The following is a 17,729-nucleotide window of genomic DNA, read 5'->3' on the forward strand; positions in this document are numbered from 1 at the left end:
GGGCGCCATCCCCTCGCAGTCCACGGCGAGTTGTCGGGAGGTCGGCGTCCTCGGGCGATCGGGCTCACGGGCACGGGGCACCGTTTACCGTTGCGGGTCAGCGCCGGATTCGCACCGGCTTCCCCCTCTGGACGCCCTGGCAGCATAACAAGCACTCAGGGCAGGCAACCCTTACCGGGCCCGGTGTGGGCGGGAACACACGAACGCCCCCGGTCCGGCGTGCGGACGGGGGCGCTCGAAGGAGGGGGGAGCGGGGATCAGCCCTGCTTGGTCTCCCAGAAGATCTTGTCGACCTCGGCGATGAGGTCGAGCAGCGCCTGGCCGGTGGCCGGGTCGGTGGACGCCTTGGCGGCCGAGGCGGCCTTCAGGGTGTCGTTGATGAGCTGGTGGAGCTGCGGGTACTTCTCGAAGTGCGGGGCCTTGAAGTAGTCGCTCCACAGCACCGAGATGTGGTGCTTGACCGTCTCGGCGCGCTGCTCCTTGATGATGATGGCGCGGGCGCGGAAGTGCGGGTCCTCGTTGGCCTGGTACTTCTCCTGGGTGGCCTTCACGGACTCGGCCTCGATGCGGGCCTGGGCCGGGTCGTACACGCCGCAGGGCAGGTCGCAGTGGGCGTGGGCGGTGGCGCGCGGTGCAAACAGACGAGAGAGCATGGGAGTCCTTCCTTAGATCGTCTTCCCGCGCCCGAGATTACCCCTCGGACCCCGCCGTTTCTCGGCCGGGCGGCGGGCCTAGGGCAAAAGGCGGAGCCGGAACCGGGCGAATCCGGACATCGGCGGGCGGCGCCCCGTGCGGCAGACTGGTGTGCGACCGAGGGACGCGGCGGGACGCGGGCCGGGAGGAGGAGTCGTGGCACGGAGCGCGGAACCGGAGGAGGGGCCCCCGGCGGGCAGCGCGCCGTTCGGGCTGATCGACGTGGCGGGGGACTCGATGGTGCCGACCCTGCGCGACGGCGACCAGTTGCTGGTGCGGTACGGGGCGCGGATCCGGCCCGGTGCGGTGGTGGTCTTCCGCCACCCGTTCCAGCAGAACCTGCTGGTCGTCAAACGTGCCGACGGGCGGCGGCCGAAGGGCTGGTGGCTGCTCTCCGACAACCGGCCGGTGGACAGCGACAGCCGCAGCTACGGCGCGGTGCCGGACGAGCTGGTGCTCGGCCGGGTGCTGCTGCGGCTGCGGCCGAGGCCGGCCTGGCTGGCGCCCGGCCGGCGCCTGGAGCGGCTGCTGCTCTCCGGCCCGCTGGCCAGGATCCCCGGGCTGGCCCGCCGGTTCGGCGTCTGGGTCCGCCCGGAGGGCCTGCGGAGCTGACTCCCGAGCCGCTAGGACCTAGGCGTCGGGGTTCCCGGCGGCCGCGGCGGCCTCCAGGCGCTTGCGGGCGCGGTAGGCGGCGACGTTGGCACGGGTCGCGCAGCGGTCCGAGCAGTAGCGGCGCGACCGGTTGGTGGAGGTGTCCAGGTAGGCGTTGCGGCACGGCGCGGCCTGGCAGATGCCGAGCCGGTCGGCGCCCAGTTCGGTCAGGTGGACGGCCAGGCCCATGCAGGCGACGGCGCTGAAGTGGGCCGTGGCGGTGGGGGAGTTGTCGGCGAGGTGCAGGTGCCAGCGGGGGCGGCCGGCCTCGTCCAGGTAGTCGTGGCCGGAGACCAGCGGGCTGACCGGGAACTCCATCAGCAGGCTGTTCAGCAGGTCGACGCTGCGGACCTCCTCGCCCTCGGCGGCGGCCTCGAAGACCCCGCGCAGCCGGGTGCGGACGGCCCGCAGCCGGGGCAGGTCGGACTCGTCGGCGAGGTCGCGGGCCCGGGCGGCGTCCGAGAACAGGCCGCGTACCGCGTCCACCGAGGTCAGCGAGTCGGTGCCGCGCTCGGGCTCCTCGGTGTTCACCAGCCGGACGGCCAGATCGGCGTACGAGGCGAGCTCCACGGTGGTCCTTCCAGAGAGCGGTAACGGGCTGATTGCCTCCAGCCTATTACCCAAGGGGCGAAACCGGGAATGCGGCGGCGCCCGGCAGGACCGGCCTGCCGGGCGCCGCGGTGCGCGGTGCTCAGAGCACCTTGGAGAGGAACGCGCGGGTCCGCTCGTGCTGGGGGTTGGTGAGGACCTCGCGGGGGTTGCCGGACTCGACGACCACGCCGCCGTCCATGAACACCAGCGCGTCGCCCACCTCGCGGGCGAAGCCCATCTCGTGGGTCACCACGATCATGGTCATCCCCTCCTCGGCGAGCCCGCGCATGACGTCCAGGACGTCGCCGACCAGCTCCGGGTCGAGCGCCGAGGTCGGCTCGTCGAAGAGCATCAGTTTGGGTTTCATGGCCAGCGCCCGGGCGATGGCCACCCGCTGCTGCTGGCCGCCGGAGAGCTGGGAGGGGTAGTTCCCGGCCTTGTCGGCGAGCCCGACCCGCTCCAGCAGGGCCATGCCGCGCTCCTTGGCGGAGGCCTTGCTCTCGCCCTTGACCTGCACCGGCGCCTCGATGATGTTTTCGAGGGCGGTCATGTGCGGGAACAGGTTGAAGCGCTGGAACACCATGCCGATGTCACGGCGCTTGAGGGCGACCTCGCTGTCCTTGAGCTCGTACAGCTTGGTGCCGTGCTGCCGGTAGCCGACCAGCTCGCCGTCGACGGACAGCAGGCCGCCGTTGATCTTCTCCAGGTGGTTGATGCACCGCAGGAAGGTCGACTTGCCCGAGCCGGAGGGGCCGATCAGGCAGAACACCTCGTTGCGCCGGACCTCCAGGTCGATGCCCTTGAGCACCTCGACGGCGCCGTAGGACTTGCGGACGCCCTCGGCCCTGACCATCGGGTGGCCGGTGCCGGCGTCGGCCGGCGTCTTGCTCAGGTCGGTCATTGGTGGGTTCCTCCCTCAAGCCCCGGAACGACGTCGTGCTGGGCCTTCGGGGCCGGGGGCCTGCCCCCGAACAGCAGCCGCAGCCGCTGGAGCGGCGTGGGCGGCAGCGTCCGGGTGGTGCCCCGGGCGTAGTGCCGTTCGACGTAGTACTGGCCGATGGTGAGGATGGAGGTCAGGAACAGGTACCAGAGGCTGACGGTGATCAGCAGCGGGATGGTCTGGAAGGTGCGCGAGTAGATGTTCTGCCCGGCCCGGAACAGCTCCTCCAGCGCGATGACCGAGACCAGCGAGGTGGTCTTGAGCATCGAGATGGTCTCGTTGCCGGTGGGCGGGATGATCACGCGCATGGCCTGCGGCAGGACGATCCGGCGCATGGTCGTGAAGCGGCTCATGCCGAGGGCGTGCGAGGCCTCGGTCTGCCCCTCGTCGACCGACTGGATGCCGCCGCGGACGATCTCCGCCATGTAGGCGGCCTCGTTGAGGCCGAGGCCGAGCAGCGCCGCGGTGAAGACCGGGATCAGGGTGTTGGTCGAGCCGGACCAGAACTCCGGGCCGAACGGGACGCCGATCGACAGCGTCGGCCACAGGGCGCCCAGGAAGTTCCAGAACACCAGCTGGACCAGCACGGGGGTGCCGCGGAAGATCCAGATGTAGAACCACGCGGTGCCGGACAGCAGCGGGTTGGGCGACAGCCGCATCACCGCGAGGATGATGCCGCCGACCACGCCCATCACCATCGAGAGCGCGGTCAGCTCCAGGGTGACGCCGAGGCCGTGCAGGATGCTGGAGTCGAAGAGGTAGGTGTTGACGACGTCCCACTGGAAGGCGGGATTGAAGATCAGGGCGTGGAGCAGCATCGCGGCGAGCACCGCGACGACAACGGCTCCGGCCCACCGTCCGGGGTGGCGCACCGGGACGGCCTTGAAGGACTCAGGCCGGCCGGACACCTTCTCCCCGTGGTCGGAATGGTTCACAGTGGCCTCGGGTGAAGAGGAGTGACGAGGGATCAGCTGGTGGCGCCGTTGATGACGGACTTGTCGATCGCGCCGGCCTGGACGCCCCACTTCTCCAGGACCTTCTTGTAGCTGCCGTCGTCCATCAGCGACTGGATCGCGCCCTGCACGGCCGGGGCGAGCGCGGAGCCCTTGGCGAGCACGACGCCGTACGGGGCCTTGCCCTCGACGTCGCCGAGCTGCTCCAGCTGGCCGTTGGTCTGCTTGATGGCGTAGTCGACGACCGGGGAGTCGGCGAGCATGACCTGGTCGCGGCCGGAGACCATCGCGGTGGTGACGTCGGTCTGGAGGTCGAACTTGTCGCCGTCGTTCGGCACGCCGGGCTTGCCCGCCTTGACGCAGTCCGGGGTGATCGTGTCCTTGATGGTGTCGGCCTGGGTGGTGCCGGTCTGGACGGCGATCTTCTTGCCGCAGAGGTCCTTGAGGTCGATCTTGTCCGGGTTGCCCTTCTTGACCGCGGCGCTGGTGCCGGCCAGGAAGTAGGTCACCATGTCGACGGTGGCCTCGCGCTCCTTGGTGTCGGTGAAGGAGCTCATGCCGAGCTGGAACTTGTTGGCGCTGATGCCCGGGATGATCGCGGTGAAGGGCGAGTTCTGGACCTCGACGGCGAGGCCGAGCTTCTGGCCGATGAGGGTGGCCAGGTCGACGTCCATGCCGATGACCTTGCCGGAGGCGTCCTGGAACTCGTTCGGGGCGTAGGAGGCGTCGGCGGCGACGATCAGCTTGCCGGCGCTCTTGACGTCGGCCGGGACGAGCGCGGCGAGCTTGGCGTCGGCGCTGACGGTCGGCAGGGCGGCGGAGGGGTTGGTGCCGCCGGCGCTGTTGGAGGAGGACTTGCTGCTGCCGCAGGCGGTCAGCACGAGCGACGCGGACGCGAGCACCGCCGCGGTGGCGAGGAGGCGGGTGCGCTGGGTACGGGCGATCATGGGGGATCTCCTCCTGAGGGAGAGGTCGGGCGGAGCGCGCCACGGGGGAGCGGCGCACCGGGGCAGCAAAGGCCGTACGGCGCTGTACGGGTGGGGCGGGGAGAACTGCGCGCAAGGGTGGTACGGGTACTGCTCTCCGCCACCGTCCGCCGAGGTGGGCGTTGACCGGGCCGCCTCGACCAGGGGCCGGCTCGATCCGAGATGGGGGGAATCCTGCCATCTGATGACGGTCGGGTGGCTGTGATTCAGATCAAAATCGGATAACGAGGGGCCGCGTTGTCCGCTATTCGGACGAATTCCGTGTCCCTGTCACCCTGTGTATAAGTATGCGGTTCTCCCCGCAGTCCGCCCGGAGGCCCGGCCGGGCGCTCGCCCGATCGCCCGACCGCCCGCCGCGGCCCCGCCGCCCCGGCGGGAGCCGGGACCGGAGCGGCTCAGATGCCCCCGTTGACCACCGCGTTCTGGGCCGCGCCCGCGGCGACGTTCCACTTGGCGAGGATCTTGTCGTACTCGCCGCTGCGGATCAGCTGGTCGACCGCCTTGACCAGCACGTCGCGCAGGCCGGTGTCCTCCTTGCGCAGCGCGATCCCGTACGGGTTGGACCGGGACTGCGAGCCGACCACCTCGAAGCGGTTGCCGCCGTCGGTGTTCCTCGCCGCGTGGGCGGCCACCGGGAAGTCGTTCAGGCCCGCCTGCGCGGTGCCGGCGGCGACCTCGGCCAGCGCCTTGGCGTCGGTGTCGAACGTGTGCACGGTGAGCGGCTTGCCGGTCCGGGAGCAGGCGGTGACCTGGCGGGTGGCGATCTCGTTCTGGGTGGTGCCGGACTGCACCGCGACCGTCCTGCCGCAGAGGTCGTCCAGGGTGCGGATGCCCTTCGGGTTGCCCTTGGCGACCACCATCGAGGTGCCGGCGATGAAGTAGTCGACGAAGTCCACCGCCGGGCCGGCCGGCTTGCCGGCGTCGTCCACGCCCTCCCGGCGCTCGCGGATGTCGCTGAGCGCGGACATCACGACGTCGTACTGCTTGTTCCGGAGGCCCGGCAGGAGCTTGTCGAAGGGGGTGTCGACGTACTCGACCCGCAGGTCCAGGATCCGGCCGAGCGCCGCGGCGATGTCCGGGTCCAGGCCGTCCGGCTTGCCGTCGCCGCCCCGGAACTCGACCGGCGGGTAGTTGACGTCCATGCCGATCCGGAGCACCTGGGCCGACCGCTGCGCCTTCGGGAGCTTCGCCCGGATCTCCTGGACCGGGTCCTCGGAGGCCGTCCCGTCCCCGCCGCAGCCGCTCAGCAGCAGCGCTCCGGCGGTGGTGAGGGCGAGCACGGCGGTGGCCGGCCGGCGGGACTTTGCACGGTGGTGCATCGGTTGCTCCTGCGGGAGGGAGGGGAAGGCACCGCGGCGTCGCGGAGGTGTACGCGAGATGGCGGAAGAACGGATCCTCCCATCCCGGCCTGCCGGGCCGGTGGGCGGGTGTGTCAGAATTCGGTACCGGGTGACCCCCGACGCTCGAACCAGACCGCCGGGCCGCAACAGGCTCGGGGTGCGCAGGAACGGAAGTCCAGGACGACGACTCCGTATCCGAGGCACCGGCCTCCCCTCCGCGTCTGCGTTCATCCCTGCGGGTGCGCGTACTCGTTCCGCCATCGCCGCAGCCGGGGCCCGGTTCTCACGGCGCCTGGTGCTCCCAGGTGGCTGTGAGGCGTACGACAACCATGTGACTTGGACGAAAAGGCATGGGTGCGATGCCCTCGTCCGACCTACGCTCGGCCCGGAAGCAACAGCGCAGAACAACGCAGACAAATCCATAAACCCTCATCCGAGGGCGTCCGTCCGACGGCGGCGCCCCGACCCAGTCCTCCCCCGGGGACGCTTCGGCGTTTCCGGGGTCCGGTTACCGGCCACCGGTCGCCGGATGCCGGTACCGGACGGGTCGTCCGCTCCGTCGGCCGGGTGTCCTCGCTCGATCAATGACGAAGAGGTCATCGTGGCAGCGGAGATCATCCACAGCACTACCCAGGACACCGACGATCCGGTCGACGCCGTGTTCGCGCTCCACCGCGGCGGCAAGATGGAGGTCCGGGCGACCGTCCCGGTGCGCGACGCGGACGACCTGTCCCTCGCCTACACCCCCGGTGTCGCCCGCGTCTGCACGGCCATCGCCGAGCAGCCCGAGCTGGTGAACGACTACACCTGGAAGGCCAACACGGTGGCCGTGGTCACCGACGGCACCGCCGTGCTGGGCCTCGGTGACATCGGCCCGGAGGCCTCGCTGCCCGTCATGGAGGGCAAGGCGATCCTCTTCAAGCAGTTCGGCGGCGTGGACGCGGTGCCGATCGCGCTGGCCTGCACCGAGGTGGACGAGATCGTCGAGACCGTGGTCCGGCTGGCCCCGTCCTTCGGCGGCGTCAACCTGGAGGACATCTCCGCCCCCCGCTGCTTCGAGATCGAGCGCCGGCTCCAGGAGGCCCTGGACATCCCGGTCTTCCACGACGACCAGCACGGCACCGCGATCGTCACCACCGCCGCGCTGTGGAACGCGGCCAAGGTGACCGGCCGGGAGATCGGCTCGCTGCGCGCCGTCATCTCCGGCGCCGGCGCGGCCGGCATCGCCATCGCCAAGATGCTGCTCGCCGCCGGCATCGGCGACGTGGCCGTCTGCGACCGCCGGGGCGTGGTGCACGACGGCCGCGGGGACCTCACCGACGTCAAGGCGGAGATCGCCGGGCTGACCAACCGCACCGGCCTCACGGGCACCCTCGCCGACGCGCTGGCCGGCGCCGACGTCTTCATCGGCGTCTCCGGCGGCACCGTGCCGGAGGAGGTCGTCGCGACCATGGCCGAGGGCGCGTTCGTCTTCGCCATGGCCAACCCGAACCCGGAGATCCACCCCGAGGTCGCGCACAAGTACGCGGCCGTGGTGGCCACCGGCCGCAGCGACTTCCCGAACCAGATCAACAACGTGCTGGCCTTCCCGGGCATCTTCGCGGGCGCGCTGCAGGTCCGGGCCACCCGGATCACCGAGGGCATGAAGCTGGCCGCCGCCAAGGCGCTGGCCGGCGTGGTGGCCGACGAGCTGACGCCGCAGCGGGTCATCCCCTCGCCGTTCGACGAGCGGGTCGCGCCGGCCGTCAGCAAGGCCGTCGCCGAGGCCGCCCGCGCCGAGGGCGTCGCCCGGCGCTGACCCCGCGGGACACTCCCCGCCCCCACTCCCCGCGCCCCGGGACACGCGTCACAGTCACGCGTTGTTCCGGGGCCGGGGCGTTCTGGCTATCGTCCGGGGCATGTTTGCTGCCTACGCCGCACGAATCGACGCCGACGACCCGCTGAGCGGGCTGGAGCTGGGCGAACGCCCCGAACCGCAGGCCCGCCCCGGGTGGAGCGTGGTCACGGTCCGGGCCGCCAGCCTGAATCACCACGACCTGTGGTCGCTGCGCGGGGTCGGCCTGCCCGCCGGGAAACTGCCGATGATCCTCGGCTGCGACGCCGCCGGCGTCGACGAGCACGGCAACGAGGTGGTCCTCCACTCCGTGATCGGCCAGAGCGGGCACGGCGTCGGACCGGACGAGCCGCGCTCGATCCTGACCGAGCGCTACCAGGGCACCTTCGCCCAGCAGGTGGCCGTCCCCACCTGGAACCTGCTGCCCAAGCCCGCCGGGCTCTCCTTCGAGGAGGCCGCCTGCCTGCCCACCGCCTGGCTGACGGCCTACCGGATGCTGTTCACCAACGCCGGGGTGAAGCCCGGTCACACCGTTCTGGTCCAGGGCGCCGGCGGCGGGGTGTCCACCGCGCTGGTCGTCCTCGGCAGGGCGGCCGGCCTGCGGGTCTGGGTCACCGGCCGGGACGAGGCCAAGCGGGCCCGGGCGGTGGAGCTGGGCGCGGACGCGGCCTTCCCGAGCGGGGCCCGGCTGCCCGAGCGGGTGGACGCGGTGATGGAGACGGTCGGCGCGGCCACCTGGTCGCACTCGGTGAAGTCGCTGCGCCCGGGCGGCACGATCGTCATCTCCGGCGCCACCTCGGGCCCCAACCCGCCGGCCGCCGAGTTGAACCGGATCTTCTTCCTGGAGCTGAAGGTGGTCGGCTCCACCATGGGCACCAAGGAGGAGCTCGCCGGGCTGCTCTCGTTCTGCGCCACCACCGGTGTCCGGCCGGTGATCGACTCGGTGCTGCCGCTCGCCGCGGCGCCGCAGGCGCTCGCCCGGCTGGCCGGGGGCGACGTCTTCGGCAAGCTGGTGCTCACCCCCTGACGCGCCGGTGCCCGGTACCCCGCGCGGGGTACCGGGCACCGGCGGCCGGGCTCAGCCGAGCAGCCGCTTCAGCCGCTCGCCGGCCGTGCCGAGCACGCCGCGGGCCTCGGCGAGCCGCTCCGGCGTCACCCCGCCGTCCCGGGCCGCGTCGCGGACCTGGTCGCGGAAGCGGTCGAGCAGCCGCTCCAGCTCCCGGGCCGGGTCCCCGGCCGGGTCGGTGGCGGCCCAGGCCGGGGCGTCGGCCGGGGCCCCGCCGGCCGGCTCGTCCTTGTCCAGGTCGATCCGGGTGACGGTGACCCGCTCCCCGGCGGGCACGCCCCCGGCGGGCCCGGCCTTCTCCTCGGCGGGGTGGCCCCAGCGGGCCGCGTCGGCCAGCCCGGCCAGCCCCTTGGTCAGCTCCGAGAGCCCCTCGGCCAGCCCGGTCGGCCAGTCGCCGCGCGCCGCGTGGTCGCGCACCTGCTGCTCCACCCGGCGCTTGATCCGCAGCGCCTCCTGCTGGGCCGCGGTCCGCGCCGCCCTGGACTGCTCGCGCAGCCGGCGGGCCTCCTCCTCGGCGGCCTTCGCCTTGGCCTTGGCGGCCTTCTCCTGCTCCTTGGCCCGCTTGGCCTGCTCCTTGGCCTGCCGCTTGAACTGGGCGAACTCCTCCTTGGCGCGCTGCCAGGCGGCCTGGTCGCCCCACGGGCCGGCCCACGGGTTGCCGCCGCCCGCCTCCCCGTCCCCGTCCTCCGCCTCCGGCCGGGGGGCGTTCCTGCGGGCCTGCTCGGCCGCGCCCCACAGCTCCTCGCGCAGGTCCTTGGCGCTGTCCCGGACGTCCTCGCGGATCGCCCCGGCGAGCTGCGCCACCGAGTCGTGGATCTCGACCTCCAGCTCGTCGAGTTCGCCCCGCCGGGCGGCGAGCTCGGTGCGGCCCGCGTCGGTGAGCCGGTAGACCTTGCGGCCGCCCTCGGTGCTGTGCGCGACCAGCCCCTCCTGCTCCAGCTTGGCCAGCCGGGGGTAGACGGTGCCGGCGGAGGGCGCGTACAGGCCCTGGAAGCGCTCCTCCAGCAGGCGGATCACCTCGTAGCCGTGGCGCGGGGCCTCGTCGAGCAGCTTCAGCAGGTAGAGCCGGAGCCGGCCGTGGCCGAAGACGGGGGTCATGTCAGGCCTCCTTGGTGAGGTCGGGGCCGGCGGACGGGTCGTCCCCGGCGGGCAGCTCCCGGACGACCGCCTGGGCGTCGTCCTCGGCGTCCGGCCGGCGCAGCACGGTGACGGCGCCGGAGACGGTGGTGACCGAGAGGCTGCCCTTGCCGTCGCCGAGCTGGCCGGAGAGGCGCTTGGTGCCCCAGCTGCCGGCGACCTTGAGCTCGTCGAAGCTGGAGGAGAGGTCGCCGCTGGTGGTGCCGGCCTCGACCTTGGTGTCGGCCAGCGAGGGGAGCCGGACGCCGACCGCGCCGCTGACCGTGTTGACCTTGATCTCGGTGGGGGCGGCCGCCGCGAGGTCCAGGGTGACCGCGCCGGTGACGGCGTTGGCGGACACCTTCTCGGCGGTGCCGGCGACCACGGTGAGCCGGCCGGAGACGGTGTTGAGCCGGAGCTGTCCGGCCACCGACTGGGCGTCCACATCGCCGGTGACGGTCCGGGCGTCGGTCCGCCCGGCCAGGCCGACCAGGGTGATGTCGGCGCCGGCGGTCTGGGTGGAGACGTGCCCGGTGATGCCGGAGACGGTCGTCGCGGCGGAGACCGTGCCGGTCTTGACCTCGGTGGCGGCCGGCACGGTCAGGGTGACCGAGGCGGTCCGCTTGCGCTTGAGGGAGGCGAAGAAGCCCTTCACCGACTCGACCGACTTCAGGACGTCGCCGAACTCGTTCCAGCTGCTGAGGTCCTTGTAGGTGACGGTGAGGACGCCGTCGACCAGGGTGACGTGCAGCGGCTCGCCCTTGAGCTCGGTGACCTCCAGGCGGGCGGGGCCCTCGGCGGCGACCACGTTGACCGTGCCGTCGATGATCCGCACCTGCAGGGTCCGGACCGTCTCCTCGATGGTGATCCTGTCAGGTCCTTCGACCGTCCACTGGCTCATCTCTGCCGCCTCCCGTGTCGGACTCGCGATGTATCGCGTTCTCTTCTCAAGACGATATATCGCGTGACGGCGAAGTCAAGGGAGTCCCGCCCGGGGGCGACCCGGAGCGGACCCCGAGACCCCGCCCCTACGGGTCGCGTGCGAAAGGGCCCGGAGGCGGGTGCCTCCGGGCCCTGACGACGGCCGTTCACCGGGTCAGCCGGTCACTCGTCGTCCTCGTCGTCGAGCCGTGCCAGCCAGGTGGCCAGCCGCTCGACCGGGACCTCGAAGTCCGGGTTGAGGTCGACGAACTCGCGCAGGCGCTCGGCCAGCCACTCGAAGGTGACCTCCTCGTCGCCGCGCCGGCTCTCCAGTTCCTCGATGCCGCGGTCGGTGAAGTACACGGTTCGCTCCGGTCCGGTGGGGATTCGACCTGGTCAGGATAGACCGGGTCAGCTCGCCCGCCAGGTGGAGAGGGTGACCTTGGCCGCGCCGGTGGCGGGGTCCGCGACCTCCACCTCGGCGATGGCGATGTTGCGGGTGAGCCGGTCGCGGATGCACAGCAGCCGGCCCGGGGTGACCCGGTTGAACGTCAGGTCGGTGTCCGGCCGGGAGTCGATCGCGGTGGCGCACTGCTCCGGGGTGACGGAGGTCTCGGTGATCACCGCGAAGTCGGACTTGTTGGCGCCGACGCTCTCGAAGGAGTCGGCCCGGCTGCCGCTGGAGGTGGACTCCCGGCTGAGGCCGAGCCCCCACTTCAGGTCGGCGCCGCCGCGCGGCACCACGGTGCCGGCCGTGAGGTCGATCCGGTAGGCCTCGCTGGAGTACTCGGCGGCCGGGATGGCGAGCGACTTCTTGGCGATCACCGGCTGGTAGCCGGTCGGGCGGGCCGGCGCGGTGACCCCGCCGGAGGCGGCCGGCGTGCTCGGCGTGGCGGTGACCGCCGCCGAGGTGGCGCTCGGGGTCGTGACCACGGCGGCGGGCGGCGTGGTGGCGGCCGGGGCGGTGGCCGGAGGGGCGGCGGGCTGCGTGCTGCCCGTACCGGCCTGGCTGCTGTTGTTCTTGTCCTTGTCGTCGCCCATCTTGGACATCAGCACCACGCCGCCGGCCGTGCCGCCGAGTGCCATCACCAGGGCGACGGTCAGCAGCACCTTCCAGGAGACACCGCCCTTGCGGGCCGGCTCCGGCGCGGGCGCCGGGGTGTCGGTGACCACCGGGCCGGGCGGCGGGGTGTCGTAGGACGGCGGCTCCTGGCGCAGCTGGACGGTGGGCGGGGCGCCGAGCAGCGGGCCGGTCGGCGCCTCGGTGGGCGTCTGCGCGGCGCCGTACGCGCCGAGCGGCGGCGGGACGAAGCCGGGCGGCGGGGTGTCCGGCCGGGCCGGGCCGAATCCGGGCGGCGGCGGGCCGAAGGCCGGCGCGGTGGCCTGGTGGGTGGGCGGCGCGGCCGGCGGCGGCGTCGCGGCGAGGGGCCCTCCGGAGGGGGGAGCGGCCGGGGGAGCGGGCGGCGCGGCGGGCGCGGCCGGCAGCGGGGTGGGCGGGGTCTTCGGCAGGTCCGAGCGGCGGGTGATCTCGGTGTTGACCTGCTTGGGCAGCCAGTCGTCGGAGAACCGCAGCTGACCGCCGACGCTCGGGTGGTTGCGGGCGACGTCGATGATCTCGGCCGGCGTCGGGCGGTCCTCGGGGGACTTCGCGAGACAGCGCAGGATCAGCTCGCGCAGTCCGGCCGGGACGGCGTCCAGGTCGGGCTGCTCGTGCACCACCCGGTAGAGCACGGCGGTGTCCGGACCGTCGCCGAACGGCGCGGTGCCGCTCGCCACGTACCCGGCCAGCGCGCCGAGCGCGAACACGTCGGTGGCCGGGGTGACCGGGCGGCCCTGGGCCTGCTCGGGCGACATGAAGGCGGGCGAGCCGATCCGGTAGCCGGTGCCGGTGAGCGCGGTGGCGTCGGCGGCCCGGGCGATGCCGAAGTCGATCACCCGCGGGCCGTCGCCGGCCACCAGCACATTGGCCGGCTTGAGGTCGCGGTGGACCACCTCGACGCTGTGGATCGCCTGCAGGGCCTCGGCGATGCCGCCCATCAGCAGCAGCACGGTGCGGATCGGCAGCGCGCCGTTCTCCCGCACCACCTGCTGCAGCGACGGGCCGGGGACGTACGCGGTGACCAGCCACGGGGCGTCGCTGTCCAGCCCGCCGGAGTCGATCACCTGGGCGGTGTAGAGCCCGTGGATCCGCTGGGCGTTGGACACCTCCTGGGCGAACCGGCGGCGGAACTCGCCGTCCTCGGCGAACTCCGGACGCACCACCTTGAGGGCCACCGGGCGGCCGCCGGGGGTGTACGAGAGGTAGACCCGGCCCATGCCGCCGGCCCCGAGCCGGGCGAACAGCCGGTAGCCGCCGACCTCCCTCGGGTCGTCGGGGAGCAGCGGCTGGAAGACCGGTGGGAGGGGTGCGGAGGGTGGCGTGTCGGCGGTCATGCGGTTGATCCCCCTGGGAGAGCGGTGAGGTCCACCGGCCACCGTCGACGGGCGCGGCGACGGGCGCCCGGGCGGCGGCCGGACAGGCCATAACCTATCGACCCGTCAGGACGCCGTGCAGGTCGGTGCCCGGTTTGGTTGCAGAGCTGGGACCTTCGCACACGCTCCGCGCACGGCCGGGGAACGGCCCGGGACCGGCCCGGGACCGGCCCGGGAACGGCGGCGGCCCCCCGTTCCCCCCCGGAGGTCCGGGGGGAACGGGGGGCCGTACTGCCGGGGGCCTCGCCGCCGGCCGGTCGGGACCGGCGGGTCAGAGCGAGAAGACCTCCTCGACCAGCGCCTGCTGCTCGGCGGTGTGGCGCTTGGCCGAGCCGACCGCCGGGGCCGAGGAGGCCGGCCGGGCGACGCGGCGCAGCCGGGCGCCGTTGGCGCTGCGGCCGATGACGACCTCCAGGTGGTCGACCAGGTTCATGGCGATGAACGGCCACGCGCCCTGGTTGGCCGGCTCCTCCTGGGCCCAGACGAACTGGACGTCGCTGCCGTAGCGGGCCAGCTCCTCCTGGAGCTCGGCCACCGGGAGCGGGTAGAGCCGCTCGACCCGGACGATCGCCGTGTCGGTGATGCCGCGCTCGGTGCGCGCCGAGTCCAGGTCGTAGTAGAACTTGCCGGCGGTGATGACCACCTTGCGGACCTGCGCCGGGTCGACGGTGGTGTCGCCGATGACCGGGCGGAAGGAGCCGGACAGGAACTCCTCGGTGGCGCTCGCCGCGGCCTTCAGCCGCAGCATCGACTTCGGGGTGAAGACGACCAGCGGCTTGTGGTGCGGGTTGTGCGCCTGCCAGCGGAGCAGGTGGAAGTAGTTCGACGGCAGGGTCGGCATGGCGACCGTCATGTTGTTCTGCGCGCACAGCTGGAGGAAGCGCTCCGGGCGGGCGGACGAGTGGTCCGGGCCCTGGCCCTCGTAGCCGTGCGGCAGCAGCAGGGTGACGCCCGAGTGCTGGCCCCACTTCTGCTCGGCGGAGGCGATGTACTCGTCCACCATGGTCTGCGCGCCGTTGACGAAGTCGCCGAACTGCGCCTCCCACATGACCAGCGCGTTCGGGCGGGTCAGCGAGTAGCCGTACTCGAAGCCCATCGCCGCGTACTCGGACAGCAGGCTGTCGTACACGGTGTAGCGGGCCTGGTCCTCGGTGAGGTACTGCAGCGGGGTGTAGTCCTCGCCGGTGGTCCGGTCGATCAGGACGGCGTGCCGCTGGCCGAAGGTGCCGCGGCGGCTGTCCTGGCCGGCCAGGCGGACCGGGTGGCCCTCCATGAGCAGCGAGCCGATGGCGAGGGTCTCGCCCATCGCCCAGTCGATGGTGTTGTCCTCGACCGAGGCGGCGCGGCGCTGCAGCTGCGGCAGCAGGCGCGGGTGGACGGTCAGCCAGTCCGGCAGGTTGACCTGGGAGGCCGCGATCCGCTTGACCATCTCCTGGGAGATGCCCGTGCGGATGGTGACCGGGAAGTCGGCGACCGGCTTGCCGCCGGTGGCGGGGGCCGGGGCCTGGGCCGCGTCGCGGACCTCGGCGAAGACCTTCTCCAGCTGGCCCTGGAAGTCCTGGAGCGCCTGCTCCGCCTCTTCCATGGTGATGTCGCCGCGACCGATCAGGCCCTCGGTGTACAGCTTGCGCACCGAGCGCTTCTTGTCGATCAGGTCGTACATCAGGGGCTGGGTGAACGACGGGTTGTCGGCCTCGTTGTGACCGCGGCGGCGGTAGCAGATGAGGTCGATCACCACGTCCTTGTGGAACTCCTGGCGGAACTCGAAGGCGAGCCGCGCGACGCGGACCACGGCCTCCGGGTCGTCGCCGTTCACGTGGAAGATCGGGGCCTCGATCATGCGGGCCACGTCGGTGCAGTACATCGAGGAGCGGCTGGAGGCCGGGGCGGCGGTGAAGCCGACCTGGTTGTTCACCACGACGTGCACGGTGCCGCCGGTGCGGTAGCCGCGCAGCTGCGACATGTTCAGGGTCTCCGCGACGACGCCCTGGCCGGCGAAGGCCGCGTCGCCGTGGATCTGGATCGGCAGCACCGGGAAGGTGGTGCCGCCCTGGTCCAGGATGTCCTGCTTGGCGCGGGCGATGCCCTCGACGACCGGGTCCACGGCCTCCAGGTGGGAGGGGTTGGCGGCGAGCGAGACCTTGATGGTCTCGCCGTCCAGGCCGGTGAAGGTGCCCTCGGAGCCCAGGTGGTACTTCACGTCGCCGGAGCCGTGCATCGACTTCGGGTCGAGGTTGCCCTCGAACTCGCCGAAGATCTTGCCGTACGGCTTGCCGACGATGTTGGCCAGCACGTTGAGGCGGCCGCGGTGGGCCATGCCGATGACGGCCTCGTCGAGGCGGTGCTCGGCGGCGGCGTCGATGGTGGCGTCGAGCAGCGGGATGAGCGACTCGCCGCCCTCCAGCGAGAAGCGCTTCTGGCCGACGTACTTGGTCTGCAGGAAGGTCTCGAAGGCCTCGGCGGAGTTCAGCCGGCGCAGGATGCGCAGCTGCTCCTCGCGCTCGGGCTTGGTGTACGGCTTCTCCAGGCGCTCCTGCAGCCACTTGCGCTGCTTCGGGTCCTGGATGTGCATGTACTCGATGCCGACGGTGCGGCAGTAGGTGTTGCGCAGCAGGCCGAGGATGTCGCGCAGCTTCATCATGCGCTGGCCGCCGAAGCCGCCGACCGCGAACTCGCGCTCCAGGTCCCACAGGGTGAGGCCGTGGGTGGTGACGTCCAGGTCGGGGTGCTTGCGCTGCTTGTACTCCAGCGGGTCGGTGTCGGCCATGAGGTGGCCGCGGACCCGGTAGGAGTGGATCAGCTCCATGACGCGGGCGGTCTTGTTGACCTCGTCGTCGTGGGTGGTGGCGACGTCGGTGGCCCAGCGGACCGGCTCGTACGGGATCCGCAGCGACTCGAAGATCTCGTCGTAGAAGCCGTTCTGGCCGAGCAGCAGCTGGTGGATCGTGCGCAGGAACTCGCCGGACGCCGCGCCCTGGATGACGCGGTGGTCGTAGGTCGAGGTCAGCGTCATGATCTTGGAGACGCCGAGGCGGGCCAGGGTCTCCGGGGCGGAGCCCTGGAACTCGGCCGGGTACTCCATGGCGCCGACGCCGACGATGGTGCCCTGGTTCTGCATGAGGCGCGGCACGGAGTGCACGGTGCCGATGCCGCCGGGGTTGGTCAGCGAGACCGTGACGCCGGTGAAGTCGTCCATGGTCAGCTTGTTGGCGCGGGCCCGGCGGACGATGTCCTCGTAGGCCTGCCAGAAGCCGAAGAAGTCGAGGGTCTCGGCCTTCTTGATGGCCGCGACGACGAGCTGGCGGTCGCCGTTCGGCTTGACCAGGTCGATGGCCAGGCCGAGGTTCACGTGCTCGGGCTTGACCAGGTAGGACTTGCCGCCCTCCACCTTGTAGCTGTGGTTCATGCCCGGGGAGGCCTTGACGGCCTGGACCAGGGCGTAACCGATCAGGTGGGTGAAGGAGACCTTGCCGCCGCGGGCGCGCTGCAGGTGGTTGTTGATGACGATGCGGTTGTCGATCAACAGCTTGGCCGGGACGGCGCGCACCGAGGTCGCGGTCGGCACCTCCAGCGAGGCGTCCATGTTGGTCGCCACGGCCTTGGCCGGGCCGCGCAGCGCGACCAGCTCGGGGCCGGTGGCCTCGGGAGCGGGCGCGGGGGCCGGGGCGGCGGCCTTGGGGGCCGGCGGAGCGGCGGGGGCGGCGGCGAGCGGCGCGGCGGCGGGCGCCGCGGGGGCTGCCGGGGCCGGCTGCACCGGCGCGGGCGCGGCCGGGGCGGCGGGGGCCTGGGCGGCCGGAGCGGCAGCGGGCGCGGGGGCGGCGGCGGGGGTCGGCGTAGCGCCGGCCTGGGTCGCGGCCTGGGTCACTGGGGTCACCTCGGTACCGGGCTTGTAGTCGGCGAAAAAGTCCCACCAGGCTCGGTCGACCGAGTTCGGGTCCTGGAGGTACTGCTGGTAGATATCGTCGACGAGCCACTCATTGGGGCCGAAGCCAGTGGAGCTTGCCGAGCTGTTGGGTTGTTCAGGGGACTGTGGCGACACGGCGGCAACCGCCCTCTTCCGCTTCCTTTTGGGATGTTTGGACAGCGGGGATTAAGGCTACGCCCCCGACCAGTGATCGCGCAGTCCCCGGGGGGCAGGCGTCGCCCAGATCACAGTCCTGACCTGC

At 72.3% G+C, this 17,729-nt stretch carries 14 protein-coding genes and 1 riboswitch; of the genes, 3 read left to right on the forward strand and 11 right to left on the reverse strand.

What is annotated here, in order from left to right:
• Window positions 1-31: 31 nt before the first annotated feature.
• A riboswitch (cobalamin riboswitch) is annotated at window positions 32-170 on the reverse strand.
• 87 nt (window positions 171-257) lie between these two features.
• Window positions 258-653, reverse strand: coding sequence for a superoxide dismutase, Ni (gene sodN, locus ACF1AK_RS21695; RefSeq protein WP_355363948.1), 396 nt, complete (start codon window positions 651-653; stop codon window positions 258-260).
• Window positions 654-849: 196 nt separating this feature from the next.
• On the opposite strand from sodN, the gene sodX reads away from it, so the two are divergent.
• Window positions 850-1,305 (forward strand): nickel-type superoxide dismutase maturation protease, encoded by a 456-nt coding sequence (gene sodX / locus ACF1AK_RS21700; protein ID WP_391500452.1) that lies wholly within the window; start codon window positions 850-852, stop codon window positions 1,303-1,305.
• An 18-nt stretch (window positions 1,306-1,323) separates the two neighbouring features.
• Here sodX and ACF1AK_RS21705 read toward each other — a convergent pair whose 3' ends face one another.
• The 5 genes from ACF1AK_RS21705 to ACF1AK_RS21725 form a co-directional block, all read right to left on the reverse strand.
• A complete protein-coding gene (locus ACF1AK_RS21705) occupies window positions 1,324-1,914 on the reverse strand; it encodes a CGNR zinc finger domain-containing protein (RefSeq protein ID WP_391500453.1) in 591 nt (196 codons plus the stop codon).
• Between the two features lie 121 nt (window positions 1,915-2,035).
• On the reverse strand, window positions 2,036-2,836 hold the full coding sequence (locus ACF1AK_RS21710) for an amino acid ABC transporter ATP-binding protein (RefSeq protein ID WP_391500454.1): 801 nt from the start codon (window positions 2,834-2,836) through the stop codon (window positions 2,036-2,038).
• On the reverse strand, window positions 2,833-3,783 hold the full coding sequence (locus ACF1AK_RS21715; protein WP_380289844.1) for an amino acid ABC transporter permease: 951 nt from the start codon (window positions 3,781-3,783) through the stop codon (window positions 2,833-2,835). The genes ACF1AK_RS21710 and ACF1AK_RS21715 overlap by 4 nt, the downstream gene beginning before the upstream one ends.
• 59 nt (window positions 3,784-3,842) lie before the next feature.
• Window positions 3,843-4,775 carry an ABC transporter substrate-binding protein gene (locus ACF1AK_RS21720; protein WP_391500455.1) on the reverse strand — a complete coding sequence of 311 codons (933 nt, stop codon included), beginning with the start codon at window positions 4,773-4,775 and terminating at the stop codon, window positions 3,843-3,845.
• A gap of 434 nt (window positions 4,776-5,209) precedes the next feature.
• Window positions 5,210-6,133 (reverse strand): ABC transporter substrate-binding protein, encoded by a 924-nt coding sequence (locus ACF1AK_RS21725; RefSeq protein WP_391500456.1) that lies wholly within the window; start codon window positions 6,131-6,133, stop codon window positions 5,210-5,212.
• 622 nt (window positions 6,134-6,755) lie between these two features.
• Between ACF1AK_RS21725 and ACF1AK_RS21730 the strand changes: the two genes are divergently transcribed.
• Together ACF1AK_RS21730 and ACF1AK_RS21735 are read left to right on the forward strand one after the other, a co-directional pair.
• The gene (locus ACF1AK_RS21730) at window positions 6,756-7,952 is read left to right on the forward strand and encodes an NADP-dependent malic enzyme (protein WP_391500457.1); all 1,197 of its coding nucleotides are present in this window, start codon (window positions 6,756-6,758) and stop codon (window positions 7,950-7,952) included.
• 100 nt (window positions 7,953-8,052) lie between these two features.
• On the forward strand, window positions 8,053-9,015 hold the full coding sequence (locus tag ACF1AK_RS21735; protein ID WP_391500458.1) for a zinc-binding dehydrogenase: 963 nt from the start codon (window positions 8,053-8,055) through the stop codon (window positions 9,013-9,015).
• A gap of 51 nt (window positions 9,016-9,066) precedes the next feature.
• Here the strand turns inward: ACF1AK_RS21735 and ACF1AK_RS21740 are convergent, their stop codons facing one another.
• The 5 genes from ACF1AK_RS21740 to ACF1AK_RS21760 form a co-directional block, all read right to left on the reverse strand.
• A complete protein-coding gene (locus ACF1AK_RS21740; protein ID WP_391500459.1) occupies window positions 9,067-10,152 on the reverse strand; it encodes a PadR family transcriptional regulator in 1,086 nt (361 codons plus the stop codon).
• A gap of 1 nt (window position 10,153) precedes the next feature.
• A complete protein-coding gene (locus tag ACF1AK_RS21745; RefSeq protein WP_391500460.1) occupies window positions 10,154-11,071 on the reverse strand; it encodes a DUF4097 domain-containing protein in 918 nt (305 codons plus the stop codon).
• Between the two features lie 203 nt (window positions 11,072-11,274).
• Window positions 11,275-11,454 (reverse strand): DUF6104 family protein, encoded by a 180-nt coding sequence (locus tag ACF1AK_RS21750; protein ID WP_030309148.1) that lies wholly within the window; start codon window positions 11,452-11,454, stop codon window positions 11,275-11,277.
• Window positions 11,455-11,502: 48 nt separating this feature from the next.
• Complete coding sequence (locus tag ACF1AK_RS21755) at window positions 11,503-13,524, reverse strand: serine/threonine-protein kinase (RefSeq protein WP_391500461.1); 2,022 nt, start codon at window positions 13,522-13,524, stop codon at window positions 11,503-11,505.
• A 310-nt stretch (window positions 13,525-13,834) separates the two neighbouring features.
• Window positions 13,835-17,602 carry a multifunctional oxoglutarate decarboxylase/oxoglutarate dehydrogenase thiamine pyrophosphate-binding subunit/dihydrolipoyllysine-residue succinyltransferase subunit gene (locus ACF1AK_RS21760; RefSeq protein WP_391500462.1) on the reverse strand — a complete coding sequence of 1,256 codons (3,768 nt, stop codon included), beginning with the start codon at window positions 17,600-17,602 and terminating at the stop codon, window positions 13,835-13,837.
• Window positions 17,603-17,729 lie beyond the last annotated feature (127 nt).

The organism is Kitasatospora sp. NPDC015120 (genome assembly GCF_043080305.1).
Taxonomy (GTDB): Bacteria; Actinomycetota; Actinomycetes; order Streptomycetales; family Streptomycetaceae; genus Kitasatospora.